The sequence below is a fragment of the Flagellimonas flava genome, from assembly GCF_050617915.1.
Classification (GTDB): Bacteria; Bacteroidota; Bacteroidia; order Flavobacteriales; family Flavobacteriaceae; genus Flagellimonas; species Flagellimonas flava_A.
The window spans coordinates 433,852-452,830 of record NZ_JBODQE010000002.1; the positions used below are offsets into that span (position 1 = coordinate 433,852).

The following is an 18,979-nucleotide window of genomic DNA, read 5'->3' on the forward strand; positions in this document are numbered from 1 at the left end:
TTTTCGGTTATTTCTGTTAGTTGCCCAGGATTGGAAACTGATCTACTTGTGCCTGTGGATAGGGCAAGAACGCCTTGTCGGCACTAAAAGTTCGCCCATCATAACTTAGTTCACTGGTTCTATTGAGTCGGACCATATCGTAATATCTCTTTCCCCATTCCATTCCCAACTCGGCAAACTTTTCATCCAAAATTTGATCTAAGGTAGCGCCTGAAACAGCTGGCATATTGGCTCTGGCCCGAACCAAATTCACGGCTTGATCCGCGGACATTCCCGATGTGGTTGCACCTTGGGCCAAAGCTTCGGCATACATGAGCAAAATCTCTGCATACCTTATAATGTTGAAGTTTTTATTGCTTCCATATGCTGTTCTTCCAGATATCAGTTGATTGGAAGGTAAATAGTGTTTTCCACTGGCAAACAGGGCTCGGGCATAATCCTCAATAACATCCCCATCTCTTGTAGTGTTGCTTACGAAAGCAGGTAATGTGGCGTAATTAGGGTCAGTTTGGAGTTCTGCGATTCCCCTGTCGGTGAACAATACGCTGGTTTCCAAGCGCACGGTTTCTCCACGATCCAACATAAACTTGATGAATTTCATACTGGGCTCAAAAAAGCCCCAACCGCTGGAAGCTCCGTCCACAGCTGGCGTCCATCCCTGTGGTCCGTAAGGTGCATACAAGTGACCCTCACGATCTCCTTCGCCTTGTCCAAAATCTGAGTATTGCATGTCTAGAATGCTCTCATCACTTAATTTCCCAGGGGTTTTAAATAGCTCGTAGAAATCTGGGAACAAACTAAACTTGTTGGAGCTGATAATCTCAGAGCAAGCATCAGCCACTACTTGATAATTTCCTAATTCTTGATTAGCTAAAGCCTTTATGGCCAAGGCCGTATATTCGGTTACCCCACCTGGTAGGTCCAGTCTCTCATTTGGACGTACATCGGGTAAAAATGGCAGAGCTTCATCCATTTGATCCGAAATGTGCTGCATAACCTCGGCTTGGGTTGGCACCGTCTCTACATCAAAAAGTTCAGATGTTTCTGAAGAAGTAGGAATAAATACGTCCCCCCAAACTTGTGAAATATGGAATAACATGATAGCCCTCAACACTTTCGCCTCTGCAATGTATTGATCTCCCAGAGCCTGCCCCGCCGCATCCGCGACTTCTTGGTACCTGGCTATTTGCTCCATACCCGTGTGGGCCGTAATCACATCCACATAGATGTTTTCCCAAAGGGAATTATACATCCAATAATCTTTGTTGTAGTTGAACAGATCAGTTTCCGCAAAATCCTGCTGATCTCCCAATCCACCGGCATTGACATCATCTCCACGTACTGCTATCAGCAAAGGTTGTTCCCAACCTCGGGATTGAAAGGCTTCGTACACTCCAATGATGGAGAGTATCATGTCATCGGTATTTGTAAAGTCCGTACCCCCAGCAAAATTGTTATTCAATTGTGGCTCATCCAGTTTGTCCGAGCAACCAACTGCGGCAAAAAGAAGGAGTGCCGTTAGGGTTATGTTCTTGATTTTCTTGATTAGCTTCATTTTCTTTTTTTTAGATTTTTACGTTTACTCCAATGGTATAAACTGCAGGTATTGGATAGGTTTCGTTATCCACCCCATTCGGCACCTCAGGATTGAATCCATTGTAATTGAACAAGGTCAATGGCTTTTCTGCTGTAGCATAGATTCTTACCTGTGGTATTCCTTGTTGACTCCCACCTTTATTGATGGTATATCCCAGGGTTATGTTTTGAATTCTAAAGAAATCGCCGTCTTCTATGAAAAAGTCGTTCAGCCTTTGGTTCCATCCCTTTCTAATTCCTGCCGAAGAGGGATAGCTGTTAGAAGTACCTTCACCATGCCATCTGTTTACGGCAAAGTCACGGTCCCAATTGGTATCGTTTGTAAAGATGACCTCACCGCGCTTTCGGTTGAGAATGGAATTCCCTCCTTGACCAATGGCACTAGTGCTGAAATCCCAATTTTTATAATTGAACCCAATGTTGATTCCGTAGGTATATGAGGGAAGGAAAGATCCTAAAACAGTTCGGTCGTCATCGTTAATGTCGCCGTCGCCATTGATATCCCTATAAATAAAGTCCCCAGGTTCCAAATCATTGGCAACCGCCACCGGATCAGCTTGTATTTGGGCTTCATTTTGGTACACCCCGACAATCTCCCTGCCATAGAAAGCAAATATGGATTCACCTACAATGGATCGCTGACGGAATTCGGCAGTACCGGCATCCAAAAATTCCGCTCCGCCCAGACCCAGTACCTCGTTATCCAAGGAAGCAAAGTTGGCCCCTATGGAATAGCTGAAGTCATTAGAAACTCTTTTGTCCCAGTTCAGGGCGATTTCCAACCCGCTATTTCTGATTTCACCCACATTTTGTCTAGTAGAACCAGGAATAAGAGGGCGCAGAACAGGAATGACAGCATCCTTGGTGTCCCTTATATAATAGTCGGCTTCAATAGAAAGATTGTCGTTGAACATTCTTGCCGAAAGTCCAGCGTTGATTTCTTCGGTTACTTCCCATTTAAGGGCAGTGAAATCGCTACTGGTATTTAAACCACTAAAAAGAATGTCACCCAATGCGGTAGTCACCACTTCCGAGGTAATGGAACCCTCACTGGAAGGAACCCTGTCGTTCCCCAATTCACCCCAGCTTCCTCTTAGCTTTAGATAGTTAAGTGTCTTGTTTTCTGGGAAAAAGCTCTCTTCTGATACTACCCAGCCTGCACCAACAGTGGGGAAATAACCCCATTTTTCCTGATATTTATTGGTACCATCCGCACGGAACGTTCCGTATAACAGGTAGCGGTTGTCAAAGTTGTAGGACACCCTTCCGAAATAGGAAAAACCAAATTCCCTAGCACCTCCATCAAAGGTATCTTCTTCCACAATGGTTTGCGCAAGATTGATAAAATAAGCTTCTTCACCCGTAAGTGGAAAGTTTAAGCCTCTTGCCTGAATCAAATCGATAGCTTCATCCCTAAATGAGGAACCCGCCAATACTGTGAAATTGTGCTTGCCGAAATCATCCGTATAGGTAAGGGTATTATCCCAAATCTGGTTGGAGGTGGTCGTACTTCTTTTTAAGAGCGATGCATCCACTCTTTGGAAATTATCGCCTATGAAATAGGGTAGTCGTACTTCCCTTCTGTCAATGGTCTCAAAGTTGTGGTTGTAGGCCGTCCTAAATTTCAATTTCTCCGGTACGAGGTCAACCTCTGCGTAGAAATTGGCTACAATGTTTCTGATTTTGGAACGGTTCTCGCTGAAGTCCATAATAGGAAATGGATTTTGTCCTCCACGGTAACCCAAATCCTGGGCGTTGGCATATGGCGTTGGAAAAACACTGGGATCCTCTGCCAAAAGTGGATCAAAAACTGGAAGTATGGGAACCGCAAAATATGCTCTTCGCCATGCGGAAGCCTCCGCATCAAACCGAGTTGAATTACTGAATACAACACTTCCACCCACTTTAAGCCAATCATTGGCTTTATAATCTATTTTACTTCTTAAGTTAAAGCGTTCATATTCGTTCTTCATTTTTAGAATACCTCCTTGCTCAAAATAGTTGGCTCCAATGGCATAGGTGGCATTTTCACTTCCTCCAGAGATTCCAATGCTGTGATTTTGAATCAAGGCCAATCGCATTACCTCATCATACCAATCCGTGTTTACATCTGGTACGTTGGGATTAATTCTACTACGTCCATATCGTTGCATCGCATTTAGAATAAATTCTGCATCAGGATCGGAACCTGATTCCAAAGCCAAAGTTGTAAACTGTTCGGCATTGGCCATTTTCAATACATTCTGTGGTACCTGATAACCGGAATAACCATCATAGGTGATTTGTGGTTTTTGATTGAATTTTCCCGATTTGGTTTCAATAAGAACAACCCCATTAGCCGCACGTACCCCATAAATGGCCGCGGCCGAAGCATCCTTTAAAATGGAAACCGATGCGATATCCGTTGGATTTAGGAAGGTGATATCCCCAAAGAATGCACCATCCACCACATAAAGCGGTTGACTTGGATCAAAGTTGTCGTTTAGATTGGTGTCATAGGATCCAATACCCCGAACTCGCACGGTGGGCGACTGCCCTGGACCTCCATTGTTCACAATTTGAAGTCCTGCTACCCGTCCTTGCAAGGCTTGCATGGGTTGACCCACTGGGGCAAGCTCCAACACCTCGGAATCAACTGTGGTGATGGCAGATGTGAGGTCCTTTACCTTTAATTCACCATATCCTACCACAACCACCTCGTCCAGGAATTGGGTGTCTTCCTGTAGCGTTACATTTATAGTGGTTTGGCCATTTATAGCTATTTCTTGGGTACTATAGCCAATATAGCTGAAAACCAAGGTGCCGTTAGGGTCAATGTTGGAAATGGAGTAATTTCCATCAAAATCAGTCTGTACCCCAATTGTAGTACCCTGTAAGATTACTGAAGCTCCGGGCAAAGGTTCTCCCAGCTCATCATTCACGGTTCCTGAAACCGTAATATCATTTTGCCCAAATGCAACGATTTGGCAGCACAAAAGTGATATTACCAATAATACGTTTCCAAATTTCATAATTGTTTAATAGTTGAGTTATGTTTTTGCTAATTTAATAATGGAACTCCCCCTCCATAGTTAAAAGGGGTACATAAAAAATACATCACTTTGGAACCGTCTGGAAAGCTCTATTTTCATAGGCTTTGCAGTAGTAAATATGTTCAAATGAGAAAGATTTTTTTAATAATGATGTAGTAATGATGTATTGCTGTTTTGCAGTGAATTGTAGGAAAACTTCAGTTTTCCAAGGTTCTTAGAAGGTTATTAAAAAGTTAGATAAACTTTTAGAGCTATCTATTTCCAACTTTTTCCGTAATCTGTACCGATGTATTTCCACACCCCTTACCGAAATGGCCATCAGAGGGGCAATTTCCTTAGTGGACAAATTCATTTTAAGATAGGCACATAGTTTAAGGTCTTTTGGAGTGAGTTTGGGATAGGCTTTGAGCAAACGCTCAAAAAAGTCCTCATGAAGCTCCTTAAAATTGACCTCAAAACGCTTCCAGTCATCCGTGTCTTGTATGGAACTGTTCAATTTTTTAATAAATGAACGGTAGCGCTGCGAATTGGAAAACTTGTCTTTATTGACCAACAGCATGTTTTTAAGCTCAAGAATCATTTCATTCTTTTTGGCTATGTTGAGCGTTGTACTGGCCAACTCATTCTGTTTGAGCTTAATCTCCCTGGCCAGTTTTTCCTTTTCCATGGCCGCCATTTGCTCTTCTTGTTCCTTCTTCATTTGCAACTCCAGTTCCTTTTGCTTTCTCCTTAACTTTCGTCTGTTATAATAGCGAACTACAAATACGGTAGCAATCCCTAACAATACGTAGAGTGCTATACTAACGCCTGATAAAAACCAAGGCGGTGCAATTTCGAATGCAAAAGTTTGAGCTTCAGAAATTTTATTGTCATGACCTACATTGGAGACCTTGAAAAGGTATTCTCCATGGGACAAGTTTTGGAATTGAATAGTTCCGCTTTCCACAAACTCAGCGTAACTTTTTGGTCCCAAGAGTTCATAGTGATATCTGGATTGCAAAAGCTCGGGCGAAGAAACCTCAAAAGTCAAGATCTGTGAGTTTTTATACGGTACACGAACAGGGTCCTGTATACCGGAATAGGCTGAACGCTCATCCCGAACAAGATTTATATGTGGAATGGGAAGACTTAATCCATGTAACCAATCCTTTAAGGTGTTTTCATGAATCATAGCAAACCCATCACTTAGGGTGATGTAAGAAGTGGAATCGTTAACCTTGATCAAGTTTTGGGAATCAGGCGCCAAACGTTCATTCAGCGAAAAATCTGATATGGCCAGGCTGTCCTGCTTTAAATCCGTATGTATTATTTCTTTTTTACCATCCCTGTTGACAAACCAAAATTGATCTTCCTCATAGAACAACAATTCCTGGCTATTAAATTTTTGAAATTCCTCAAAAACACTAATACGGTCAAGAATGGGGTCGTATTTATACCAAGATTTCTCCCCTCGAAAAACAATTTGGTTTTTGATTTGATAAATTTTGATGTTATAAGCACTGGGGGTCTGTGACCCTAGGTATTCTTTTATGTCCACCACTTTTGAATAGGTGTCATCCAGTTGGATTCTGTAAAATCCTTTATAAGAATGAGCGGCCCAGAGCACATGAGGTGTTTCAAAACACAAATATTTGATGGGTACGTTAATTCCCTCAATTTTGGAAACCTCCCAGTCTCCTACCCCATCTTTTTCATATTTAACCAGACCATTATAAAAGCCTTGTATATAACCCGAACGGCGTTCCGGTATTCTTACTAAACCATAACCTCCAGAAAAAGAAGAAATTTGCTCAAAGTTATCTAGTTCCACTTTATATGTGCCTGTATTATGGCCGCATAGCAAATCCCCTTCCACAACTTCCAAATCCCAGACATGACCCTGTGACCCTTCTACGAACTTAAGCTCGTTTTCATCAAAATAAAATACCCCGGTATTACTGCCCAAATACAGTTTATCGTTGTGAAGGGCCATATCATAGACCATTCCCAAGGTCCCCGAAAAATCCGTGTAGTAGGTAATGGGGTTGTGAAGTTCAGCTCTAGCAATTCCATTATCCAGACCAAGCCATAATTGATCCCGAAACCGTGCCATGGATAAGACCGTATTGTTCTGAAGACCCGCCTCCCGATTCAACACCTTGGACTTATCAGTATTTTGATTGTACAGATATATTCCATTTTTAATGGTGCCAAACGCAATCTGTTCGCCATCAAATCTTAAGATTTTGTTCAGTTGGTGTTGCTTGAGTTCCTGGTTCAGTGCCGCCTCCCAGGGCCTTATCCCATTTTCATTCAAGACGTAGCAGCCGTTGAGCTTGGTTCCAACTAGAATACCATCCCCATAAGGAATCATATCCGTTACCGCCTTACCCATCAAAATTTCCTGATTTTCCAAAGGAACCAGTTCATCTTCACCCAACTCAAACAGACCTTCCGAGCTGCCGCCAACAATCAGCTTGCCATCAAGTGCCAAAATATCCGAAATAACCTGGGTTGGATCCAAGACCGCAATTGTATCACCATTATAGGTATAAATGGCAGAAAAAGATCTAAATACGACTTGGTCTTTCACGGATCGAATCTCCCAGAACTCCTCGCTGGTAAATTCATGGTCTTTAATAAGATGGGTAAGTGAGGTATATTGCAACGAGCCCAAATCATCCTTTAACCAAAACCCAAACTCCTCATAAGATCCAGTAAAAATTTTATCTCCTATCACGGCCACAGACCGAACTATGGTGTTGTTTGGTAGTTTGTACAAAACCCATTTTTCACCATTGTAGTGTAACAATCCTTTATTGTTGGCCACAAAGAGTTCACCATCCGGGTTGACCGCTACTCCCCAGTTTTTACTTGCCCCTTTATATTCTGACAGTTTGTAGTTATAAATAGGGGGCAGTAAGTTTTGCGAGTGAATGGAAACCGTGCAAAAGAAAAAGACAACAATGATTCGGTAAGCGGTGAGCATTCTTTTTTAGGTTAAACCCATTAAAATTTTATTCTGGTGGTTTGGCCTTTTGAATTCCAGAAGTACAACTTATACAGACAATTGCAAGAAATGACCCCTAAGATAGTCAAAGTCCCCAAAAATACTTGCAATCAAGGATGGAATCTTTGACCATTGCAAAGGGAGTTAAATCCACTGGCCAAAGCATCGATTTAAATGTCACCAGAGTTATCTTTTAACGGAACAACTCCCCAATCGGCTTGTTGGAAGCATGGGAAGGGAGGGGTATATTCAATAGCATGGAAAGAGTTGGTGCAATTTGGTCAATACTTTTGGGGCTAACCGTCTCCCCCGTCGGGACATTCCATCCAAACCATAGGCAAGGCACGTGCTTGTCATTATTGTAGAAAGCACCATGGGTGGTCCCCGCCAACCGTTTTGGTATCCAACCGGATTTGAAATGCAACAAAATATCACCCGAATTATCCGAGTGGAAACTTCTTCTAAAAACCGAATCCATGTCCTGATTCCTGTTGGAATGGAATTCAGGAACATACAGTTCTTTAATTCCTTCTATCTTGCTTAAAAAATCTATGGCCGCTTTGAGTATTTCTTTTTTTGGTGTTTTTACCGGATTAAGATAAACCTGCGTTTTGTCCATGAATGCAACATAATTTTCCATTCCAAAAAGCTTGGACAGTTCCTCATTCAAGTGTTGTTTGATGGATTCCACTCCGAAGTAATTCCCAGGTAAATTTGAGGTTTTAAGAAAATCTGGATGATCACTGGCAGCATGGTCTGCGGTAAGAAACACAAGATAGTTGCCTTTTCCCACTTTGGAATCCAAGAAGGACAACAGATTGGCTATTTCCCCATCCATTCGAATGTAGGTATCCTCCAATTCCTTGGATCTAATGCCATAACTATGCCCTATATAGTCGGTACTGGAGTAGCTTATGGTCAAAAAATCGGTTTCATTTCGTTGTCCTAGACCTTCTCCTTTAACAACCGTTTTAGCCAGGGCTGTCAGCAATGAATTCCCAAAGGGAACATAAGGCATCATGGCAAAGTTTCCATTGGCTTTGTGAAGCCGTTTTAGACCATATGGAAATGTGGCATCCGTCCTTCCTTTGAATACCTTTTCCATAGCAGCAGCATCAGGTCCGCTATTTTGATATTTCTCCGAGGGTTTCAACATATTCCAAGTCAAATTGAGCAAGGAATCCGCTAGTTGTCTTCTATTGAATTCCATCAACCAATGGGGAAGTTTGTCTGAATAATATGAGCTAGTTATGAATTTGCCAGTCTGCTCATGATACCAAAAGGCGTGGTTGGCCAAATGTCCCGCAGGAAATATGGCTCCTCTGTCCTTGAGGGAAATCCCAATCACTTTGGAACGACCATTGGTAAATAGTTTCAATTCATCTGTAATGGTAGAGGCCAGTAAGTTTTTGGGAGATCGGGAATATCTGCTGATTTCCTTTTTTACATTGGAGGTTCCATCTGTTAAAAAAACACGCTCATCTTGGGCACAATACATATTTCTATTCGCAGTTTTGTCATACCAATCATTGGCGACTATTCCATGGTTTGCCGGTGTAGTACCTGTATAGATAGATGCATGTCCAGGGCCTGTGGCCGTTGGCACATAGTTGTAGTGCATGTTCTTGACATTAAAGCCCTCCCGCATCAATCTTTTAAAACCATCCTCTCCGTAGTTCTCCTGAAAGCGATACAAATATTCGGCTCGCATTTGGTCAACCACAACTCCAACAACCAGCTTAGGTTTGGCTTCCTGTTGTGCTAGAGCCAATTGCGTAAAAAGTACAATTACTGCGTAAATTCCAATCTTCATTTTATTTGCTTTGATAAGGACCATATTCTTCTTTAATCTTGAGGGTGGGTTCGTCCAAAATATAGACTTGATAGGTTGAGCCATTTGGGGCTACCCGAACAACAATGTGTCCTTGCAGGCTTTTGTAATTATCTTTAAACCACGGGCCATAGGTAACCAAGGTCTCTGGGTGCATATTGGTGGAGAAAATATGTCTGGAACTTGTTTCGTCATCTTGATAAATAAGCCGTTGGTAAACTTCTTGGCCTGGATGGTCTGAGCACCACAACTGCTGAACCACAACTTGGGGGTCAAGCGTTTCCACAAAAAAAGCATTGGTGGCATCCCTATTTCCATGATGATTAAGGGTCGTGACCTCCACAGGCCCTACCACTTTAGCCATAGGGGTCTCCACATCAAACCATGGTGGTAGTCCATAACCTTGAAGCCCTGTATTGTCACCCCCAGTGAAATAATCAAAGGGGCCATACGATATTTTAATTGCCAGACTTAATGGGTTCTCATTATACCCTCCGTTGTAAAAAGCAGTCATGTCCTCAGCAGTAAAAAGTTTGCGGGTTTCTTCTTGATTTCCTGTCCAAAGCGTTGCGTTGGTTTTGATGTTTCTTATAGAAAAACCTGGATATTTAGCCTGTCTATTTCTTAAGTGAATCTGGGATTGACTACCAACTTTCAAGGCTTCAGTCGGTACTTTTTCTTCGGAAATAAAAGACAGGTAATCCTGAAAAATTTTATCATCCTTCAGATAGCTTGTAAGATCAACGGGGAAACTTAGAGATGGGGAATCTCGATCTATAATTTTCCCAAAGGGAATTTCCCTACCCAATTCCACCAAACTTCCATAGTGGTCGGAATGAAAATGGGAAACCAGCGCATAGTCAATGGAATCTTGATGAACTCTTGGGGTAACCCGTCTTATATAGTCGGAAATCCACTCCCAAGTGGGTTTACTATCATCAGGTACCGGCGAAGTTGCCTTTAAAGGGGCGTACTTTTTCTCAAACCCTTCCTTGTCCATACTTCCCGCATCAAATAGCATGGTGGTGCCATCAGGCAGCACAAAAAAGGTAGTGTTGCCGCTACCTGTGTTGATATGGTGGATGTCCAAATAGCCTTCTTCCCACATTGGAAAACTCCTATTGGATTTCTCAGGTTCTGAATCCGTTTGACAGGCTTTATACGCCTCGGGTTTGGGTGCAAAGCCCATCCCCAATATTAGGGTCAAGCCAATACATATTCCGGTTCTCTTAAGCATCATCCGTGGTAATTTTGTATAAAACATAGCTTATAAGTTCTTTTACATTGTCCCGATAATTCTGATTGGCTTCCTTATTCAACCTATTGGCAATAATCAAGCAAATGGCAATGGCTTCGTGCCCCAACATTTTGGCGAGACCATAAAGCGCGGAGCTTTCCATTTCGTAGTTGGTGATTTTGTATCCGTGATATTCAAAGTCGGAAAGTTTGTTATTGATATCATCCAACTTTTTGGAAAGGCGCAGTTCCCGTCCTTGCGGAACATAAAATCCTGGTGCCGTTATGGTGATTCCTGTAAACGTGTCCTTGCTTTTTAACATTTTCAGGAGTTTTGGGGAGGCATCCACCACATATGGGTTCAGAAAGATGGAATGTCCTCCTACCAATATCCGAAGCAATCTTCGGAACTCCTCATTTACTACTTCTGCCTCATCATCATAGAAATATAAGAGATTATCAAAACCAACTGATTTTTCGGAAATCACATAGGAGTTGACAGGGATATCTTTTTGAAGGCTCCCCGAGGTACCAATTCTTATAAATTGGAGCTTTCTTTTTGCTTTTTTGATTTCCCTTGAGCCAAAATCAATATTGACCAAGGCGTCCAGCTCATTCATGACTATGTCAATATTTCCAATGCCAACGCCTGTTGAAACCACGGTAATCCGCTTCCCATTGAATTGGCCTGTCATGCTAACATATTCCCTATTGGCTATCTTGAACTCGATCTCCGTAAACAAGGATTCAAATACGCTCACTCTTTTAGGATCTCCCACAAGAATTACTTTATCTGCAATCTGGCCCGGCTTCAGATGCAAATGGAAAATACTCCCGTCAGGGTTGACAATTAATTCAGAATCCAAAATCATATCACCCTTACTTATGCAGATTCTTGCTTCTTAAAAATTCCAACAACAACTTTGGCCTATCCGTTTGGATGATATCTATATTATTGTCAATATACCATTGATAGGTATTGATATCCATAGCGGCTTTTTCATCGTCATGTCCCGCGCTTAATCGGGGCCATAGGGAATTGACCCATACCCCTGCTCCTTCGTTCCGAATTTGGCTGAAATAGGAATCCAAGCCAAGCGTATCCTTGGTAACAATAAATTCGAATGCAACAGGTTTCTGATGCTTTAAATAATCAGATACAATTTGGTCGCTTCCTTTTTTTAACCGAATTATGGGCATGAAGTAAACCTGGTCTAGATAAGCTCCAAATTCTTGTTCCACTTCCGCTCTAGTCTTAGTTCCTTTTATGATGACCTGATCCAAGGTTCCTGTCATCTTTACAATTTGAAAACACTTATCAAAAATGGGGTAGCTCTTATCCAAGTTTACCAAAATTTTGTCCTTGGTCGTTCTAAGTGCTTCCTCCAAGGTTGGGATTACATGGGGAGTGGGAACGCCCAAACCGTCTTTCAACCTCAAGGTTCTCAGGGAGTCCAAAGTCCATTCCTTAACTGCACCTTTTCCCGTGGTTGTGCGATCGATAGTGTCATCGTGCATAAGCACCAAATGTCCATCCTTGGTTTCCCTGATGTCTATCTCAATCATATCTACCCCCATATCTATGCAGTTTTGAATTGCTTGTATGGAGTTTTCAGGGGCATTTCGCCAATCGCCACGATGGGCCACTACCATCACTTCCTTGTTTTGCGAATCCTTTAGATTGGCAATTTTATCTGCAATCGAGCTTACATTTGGTATTGCTTCAGAAGCAATATGCTCCTGGATTTCCTTTTGTTCCTTGCAACCAACCCATATTAGGAGAGCGGTCAAAAAATATAATCGTTTCATACTGTGTGCTTCGTTAGTTAGAAAGTAAAAAGAAGTAAAGGGGGGACATAGTCCCCCCAATTGAATTAAAAAAACTAACTCAAACTAACTATCTCTCTACTAGTTACAAGAATTCATCTTGTGTGTGTTTAGCCCTTGGATCAATATCCCGGGTTTTGTGTAATGGATGCGTCGGTATCCAATTGACTTTGCGGTATGGGAAGGATCAACTTAGTGGCGTCAATGGTAACATTGGCTCCCGTACTGCTGAAGAAAGCATTCATGACCTCCACCGCATTGCCGTACCGCTTAAGATCCAGCCAGCGATGTCCTTCCCCGATAAACTCGAAACGTCTTTCTTGCTTAATAGCATCCCTAACGTCTACTTGCGTGGTCGCCGTTGTACCAGCCAGTCCAGCTCTGGCGCGTATGGCATCCAACTGCACTATGGCCTCTGCGGTTTGACCGTTTTCGTTCAACGCCTCCGCATATTTAAGAATGACATCTGCATAACGGATAATGAGATGATCACTGCCACCATCGTCAGCACCAGTAGCAGATACCTCGTACTTAGTGGAAAAGTAAAAGGGGTTGGCGCCCACGTCAACTGCCACATAGTCGTTTAGCCTGGTGTCCCCTGCCTCAAAGGAATCTATAAAGGCCTGTGTAGTTAAATTATGGCCTTTGGCGTTTGCCGTGGTTCCAGATGGGCGAAACTGGGATCCAGCGGGACTACCCTCGAATTCTCCATCCACCAAAAATCCACTTGCAAATTGTACTTCAAACAAAATTTCGGAATTCCCTTCGTTGGCTACCCCAAAAATATCGGCTGTTGTTGGCTCCAAGTCATATACCCCTGAGTTAACAACGGCTTCATAATTGGTCAGCGCTCCACTAAAATTACCTTGCGTCAAAAGCACATCGCCCAATAGGGCCTGGGCCGCACCCCTGGCTGGTTTTCCGGAGGATTTCTCTACAGGTAAATCTTGGATGGCATCGTTGAGATCTGCCTGAATTTGGGCATAGACCTCGGAGGAGGCGGTACGACCCTGTCCAAAGAAATCAAAAGGACTTTCGGTTTCTATCACAACCAAGGGAACATCCCCATACAAACGCACCAAGTTGAAGTATAATAGGGCCCGAACAAACTTCATCTCCCCTATCCTATTGGTTTTTAAGGCACTGGATTCATATTCGATATCCGTTATTCGGTTCAGCACCGTATTGGCCCGTTGGATTCCCTTATAAGATTCTCTCCAAATATCCCCTACCAAATCATTTCCTGCATTGGTGGAAAAGTCGTCCAATTGTCCAAAACGACCACCGTCATTGGCAGCTATTTCTTCAAAGGAGTCTTCTCCAGAAATCTCGCCAACACCAATTAAATCAAGCCCGTAAAGCCCTCCATTCTGAAGCTGGGCATAAACTCCCGCCACAGCACTTTCCAACTCCTGTTCGTTGGTGTAAAAATTGTTGGAAGCCTTTTCGGTAATAGGTACGATGTCCAATTCCTTTTCGCAGGACGTCAACCCTACCAAGACACCAACCATTAGAAATATATATTTATTGAAATTCATTTGTCTTAAGTTTTTGGTTTAAAATTTAACGTTTAATCCAAGCGCTATAAAGCGTGTCAACGGACTAGCAGACTGGATCCAGCCCCTTGTCAAGGTCTGTTGGTTATTGCTGTCTCTGGTATCCAAGGCATCAGGGTTATATCCCCTGAATTTGGTACTGTTGAAAATGTTGTTTCCAGTCAGGTAAAGTCGAAGGAAATCGATGCCCAAATACTCCGTGGCACTTTCTGGGAAGTTGTATCCCACTTGCATGCTTCTTAAACGGAAGTAGTCCGCATCGTATACCGAAAGACTTGAGGCCCGGGTCAACCTACCTGCGGAAGAAAAACTGGAAAAATCCGGTCTTCTGAAGAAACCATTTGGATTTCTATCCGAATAGTAATTGTCAAAATAGTGTTGGGTAGGTACAAAAAACCCTTCCCCACTTTCGGCAAAATAGACCATCCGGTCCGAGACCTTCCGTCCCTCAACTCCTGCAAATTGGGCGGTAAAGTCAAAGTTTTTGTAGTTCAGGTTAAAACCAAAACCATAGGTAAAATCAGGATTGTAATCACCAAGGGTCACCCTGTCATCTGGGGTTATTTGCCCATCTCCATCAGCATCCCTTACGATATAATCCCCAACCTCGGTACCGGCCAATGGGGTGATGGTAGCTGCATCTATCTCTGCTTGGGTCCTGAATACTCCTTGGATATCGTATGCATAAAATTCTGCAATGCTTCCACCCACCTTGGTGAGAAAGCCCATACCTCCATTGTTCTGGATAATCTGTTCCTGCCCTTCTCCCAACGCCAAAACTTCGTTTTGACTACTGGTAATATTGGCGTTAAACGAGAGGGCCAAGTCGCCAATCTCAAAGTTATTCCCACGGATTTCGAATTCAAATCCTCTATTCTCCAATTCACCAATGTTCTGCAATGATTGGGAGAAACCAGATTGCTGTGGTACAGGTACCTCCAACAATAAATCCGTAGTGTTGGATTTATAGTACTCCGCAGTGAACAGTAGTTTGTTGTCCAAGATACCTAGGTCCAATCCAACGTTCAGTGCGGTGTTGGTTTCCCATGACAAATCTGGATTAGGTGACGTTGCGGTATATGAACCTGGTACCAATTGTCCGTCAACAACATAATTATCCGGTTCTATCAAGGCTATGGAACCAAAATCCCCTATTTGGTTATTTCCCGTTTGTCCCCAACTTGCCCTTAACTTGGTAAAGCTCACCAATGCATCTTCTGGGAAAAATGATTCATTGCTCAGCGTCCAACCCGCAGAAACGGAAGCAAAATTTCCGTATTTGGTATTGGCTCCAAAGCGGGATGAACCGTCCCTTCTGAAGGAACCTGAAAGGGCATATCTGCTGTCGTAATCGTACTGCAAACGGGTAAAATAGGATTCAAGTGCCCATTTGCTTCTTCTTACCTCAGCCGAAGGATTGGTTGCTCCCGAAATATTGCGAAGGTTGTCATCCGCAAAGTTGTTGCTCTCCAACCTGGTGTTGAAAACACTCTCTTCTTGGTAACTGAAACCCAACAAAACATCAAAATTGTGTTTGTCCAAGGATTTGTTATAGGTCAAGAGGTTCTCTGTGATGAAGTTTTCCCTTCTTGCATTGTTTTCCATTGCCTGGGTACGATTGTTGGCCACAGGGGTTCTGTAATTCCCAATGTTTGAAGGGGCAAAAAACTCGGTAAATATGGAATTGTAGTCACCACCCAAGGAAGTTTTAAACTTCAATCCTTCCAAGGGCTCCACTTCAAGGTAAGCGTTTCCAAAAACCCGTAGCCTTCTTTCAAAAAAGTCGGTCAATGCAGTTTGGGCCACAGTGTTTTCTGAAATGGGTCCGTCCCAATTGTCATTGTTGTCATGCAATTGGTTTGCAATGGCAAAGGTTCCATCTTGGTTACGGATGGGATAATAGGGTTGCATCAAAATAATGGAAAAACTGGGATCTGGCTGAGCCCTATTCCCTAACCCATAGTTAGACCAACCGGCCTCACCTGTAGGATTGGAATTCACTAAAGAGACATTGGATGTAACCCCAAAGCGAATACGATCACTAATCTGTGAATTGAGTTGCACATTGGCTGTATAGCGCTTGTAATCAGAATCCATGATAATGTTTTCTTGATCCAAGTAGCCAAAGGATATGGAGTAATCGGTGTTTTCAGAACCACCACTTAGGTTTAGGTAATGATTTTGCTGGGAAGCGGTACGAAAAACGGCGTCCGTCCAGTTGGTATTGGTCAGTCCAGCTTGTCCGTCCAGGTACCCTTGAAGATATCCAGGGATTCTACTTCGTTTTCCTCCTCCATTGGCATCTCGGGTGGCATTATCATCAGAAACACTTCGTCCTGGGCCTCCCGAAACATATCCAAAATTTCTGGAATCTGAATCAAACAGCGCCGCATCATAGGCATCTACCAATTCAAAATTGTCAATTCGGTCTTGGAATCCATAGTAGGTATCATAGGTAACTTTTAAGCTTCCCTTTTTTCCTTTTTTGGTGGTAATCAGAATAACTCCATTGGATGCCCTAGATCCATAAATGGCCGCCGATGCGGCATCCTTCAGAATGTTAACGGATTCGATGTCCTGGGTGTTGATGGAACTAAAGGAAGAACCTTCGGACAATGGGTTCCCATCTATCACAATCAAGGGGTTTGTTCCAGCGGTAAGCGTGTTGAGACCCCTAATTTGAACTACGGAATTCTCCCCTGGGTTTTTCCCATTTCCCAGAATTTGTATCCCCGAAACGTTACCGGCCAAAGCCTGCTCAAAATTAGCGGTTGAGAAATTGTTCAATGCTTCGCTATCCACTTTGGAGACAGCTCCGTTAAATTTCTCCTTGGTAGTGGAACCATAACCTATGATCACCACCTCGGCCAATTTCCCAGCATCGGGTTGCAATTGCACATTCACCGTGGATTGACCACTAACGGCAATTTGTTGGGTGGAAAATCCTAGATAGGAGACCTCCAAAACAGCATCTTGTGAGGATACATCAATAGTATAGTTGCCATCAAAATCAGAACTGACCCCATTGGTTGTTCCTTGCTCAATGATACTGGCTCCGGGCAGAGGTTGCCCATCCACATCCGTTACCGTTCCGCTCACAGAAAACTGCAGGTTGGGTTGTACATTGGCCCCTTGCGGTTGGGAAGTCGGTTCCGGTTCGCTGCGTTTTACCAAATAAATCCGCCTATCGTTAAGGTTGAAGGTTGTATTGGTATTTTGAAAAATCTGGTTAAGCACCTTGCTTATGCGCTCTCGATCCACTTTAATCGATACAATCCGGTCTATGTTTACGTCTTTGATCTTGTAAACAAACTCAAACTCGGTTTTACTTTCAATTTCATCTATTAATTGTCCAACGGAAACGTTGTCCAAATCCAGCGTCACCTTTGCACGTTGCCCGTAGGCGTCATTGGCCTGCATTGAAAAGAAAGCGGCCAAGATGAACAACGTACTGAGTTTCATTTTTAGGTCATATTTAAATACTGGAAATAGGCTTCTTTTAGGTGTAAGAAGTTTTTTCATACTTTTATAGTGTTAATTGTGGTTAATCTTTTAAGTTTAATCACTTCGACCAATCGGAAGATGTTCCTAGCATTTTCCGATTTTTTTATGGCCTATTTTGACCATAACAAGAAGTAATCATTCGTAATTGGTTACATCTTTTTTGAATTTTATCCCATAGGCAGTTTTGTGTTTTAAGTTTAGCTGTTTGTTAGTTATTCTATGACTATTTTTTCATCCAGGATTTGATAATCAATGCCATAATTGGCCTTTAGTTCCATAAGTACATTTTCTATGGGCTCTTTACCAAAGTTGGCATTGAACAGATCATGTGTCAAATCCTTGTTGTTGTTTACAATGGTGACATCATAATGTCTTTCCAACTTCTTCATGATGTTGCTAAAGGTCATATTTCGGAACACCAGTTTGCCATTTACCCATGACGTATACAGACTGGTAATGACCTTGGAGGTGTCAATATGGTTGCTGGCTTTATCAAAACTCCCTTTAAACCCAGGTTCCAATTTTACATTTTTATCCGAACCGTATCCATCATCTTCCGTATATAGACTTACTGCACCCTCCACAAGGACTACCTCTGTGGTTTCATCCTCCGGATAGGCAGAAACATTAAATTGTGTTCCCAAAACCCGAACATTCAGGCCATTGGTATTCACTACAAATGGATGATTGGAATCCTTGGCAACATCCAAAAAAGCTTCCCCTTCCACAAAAATCTGTCGCTGCAAGCCTTCCATGAATTGAACCGGGTACTTTATGGAAGATCCCGCGTTAAGGTGCGCAATTGTACCATCGGAGAGTTGAAGTTGAAAGGTTTTTCCATGGGGAACAGTCAAGGTGTTATATGCTAATTCCCTGTTGGAACTCACTACCGAATATTTTAAGCTTTTACCATCTTGTTTCCCTATTATGTTACCATCCTTGTCCAGTACTTCCACTTCGCCATCCTCGCTGATTACCTGAATATCCCCGTTTTCAAGTTGCAGGGTAATTGCGTTTTCAGGTATGATAACATCTGTTCCTAGGGCAGTATTTTGCATAAGAAGATAAGCCGTAGCAAGCAGGGCCAGGAAAGTAGCCGCTATTGCGGATACCTTCCAAATAGAAGATTTTTTTCTGGAATCATTTTGGGTTTGCGACTGGATTGAACTCCACAAAGCCTCTTTGATGTCTTTTTTGTGTGCCTCGGATTTAAAGTGGGGTTCTAAATTGGCTAGATTGACATCATCCTTAAACTTTTCCAACAGTTCCAATTCTTGCTCGGAAATGGTACCATCCAAGTATTTATCCAATAACTTTCTGAATTCGTTCTCTTGCATAATTGGTGCGCTATACTATGATGAACCAGAAAAGGCTTGCAACTCACATTGAAAAATGCACTTTAACATTT

The 18,979-nt window shown here is 42.6% G+C and carries 10 protein-coding genes; all 10 read right to left on the reverse strand.

The genetic code is table 11. The features are described from left to right. Positions 1–16: 16 nt before the first annotated feature. On the reverse strand, positions 17–1,555 hold the full coding sequence (locus ACRHOZ_RS07690; protein WP_431124187.1) for a RagB/SusD family nutrient uptake outer membrane protein: 1,539 nt from the start codon (positions 1,553–1,555) through the stop codon (positions 17–19). A 10-nt stretch (positions 1,556–1,565) separates the two neighbouring features. Continuing rightward, positions 1,566–4,607: a SusC/RagA family TonB-linked outer membrane protein gene (locus tag ACRHOZ_RS07695; RefSeq protein WP_431124189.1), complete on the reverse strand. Its 3,042-nt coding sequence runs from the start codon at positions 4,605–4,607 to the stop codon at positions 1,566–1,568. 235 nt (positions 4,608–4,842) lie between these two features. Beyond that, positions 4,843–7,596 (reverse strand): LuxR C-terminal-related transcriptional regulator, encoded by a 2,754-nt coding sequence (locus tag ACRHOZ_RS07700; RefSeq protein WP_431124192.1) that lies wholly within the window; start codon positions 7,594–7,596, stop codon positions 4,843–4,845. Positions 7,597–7,810: 214 nt separating this feature from the next. Continuing rightward, positions 7,811–9,430 (reverse strand): alkaline phosphatase PafA, encoded by a 1,620-nt coding sequence (pafA, locus tag ACRHOZ_RS07705; RefSeq protein WP_431124195.1) that lies wholly within the window; start codon positions 9,428–9,430, stop codon positions 7,811–7,813. Position 9,431: 1 nt separating this feature from the next. After that, a complete protein-coding gene (locus ACRHOZ_RS07710; RefSeq protein WP_431124196.1) occupies positions 9,432–10,688 on the reverse strand; it encodes a ComEC/Rec2 family competence protein in 1,257 nt (418 codons plus the stop codon). Further along, the gene (locus tag ACRHOZ_RS07715; RefSeq protein ID WP_431124199.1) at positions 10,678–11,556 is read right to left on the reverse strand and encodes a nucleoside phosphorylase; all 879 of its coding nucleotides are present in this window, start codon (positions 11,554–11,556) and stop codon (positions 10,678–10,680) included. The genes ACRHOZ_RS07710 and ACRHOZ_RS07715 overlap by 11 nt, the downstream gene beginning before the upstream one ends. Before the next feature lie 7 nt (positions 11,557–11,563). Beyond that, positions 11,564–12,493 (reverse strand): glycerophosphodiester phosphodiesterase family protein, encoded by a 930-nt coding sequence (locus ACRHOZ_RS07720; RefSeq protein ID WP_431124202.1) that lies wholly within the window; start codon positions 12,491–12,493, stop codon positions 11,564–11,566. Between the two features lie 140 nt (positions 12,494–12,633). Continuing rightward, positions 12,634–14,049 (reverse strand): RagB/SusD family nutrient uptake outer membrane protein, encoded by a 1,416-nt coding sequence (locus ACRHOZ_RS07725; RefSeq protein ID WP_431124205.1) that lies wholly within the window; start codon positions 14,047–14,049, stop codon positions 12,634–12,636. Positions 14,050–14,067: 18 nt separating this feature from the next. Further along, positions 14,068–17,589 (reverse strand): TonB-dependent receptor, encoded by a 3,522-nt coding sequence (locus ACRHOZ_RS07730; RefSeq protein ID WP_431124208.1) that lies wholly within the window; start codon positions 17,587–17,589, stop codon positions 14,068–14,070. Between the two features lie 194 nt (positions 17,590–17,783). Beyond that, positions 17,784–18,908 (reverse strand): FecR family protein, encoded by a 1,125-nt coding sequence (locus ACRHOZ_RS07735; RefSeq protein ID WP_431124211.1) that lies wholly within the window; start codon positions 18,906–18,908, stop codon positions 17,784–17,786. Between the last annotated feature and the right edge of the window lie 71 nt (positions 18,909–18,979).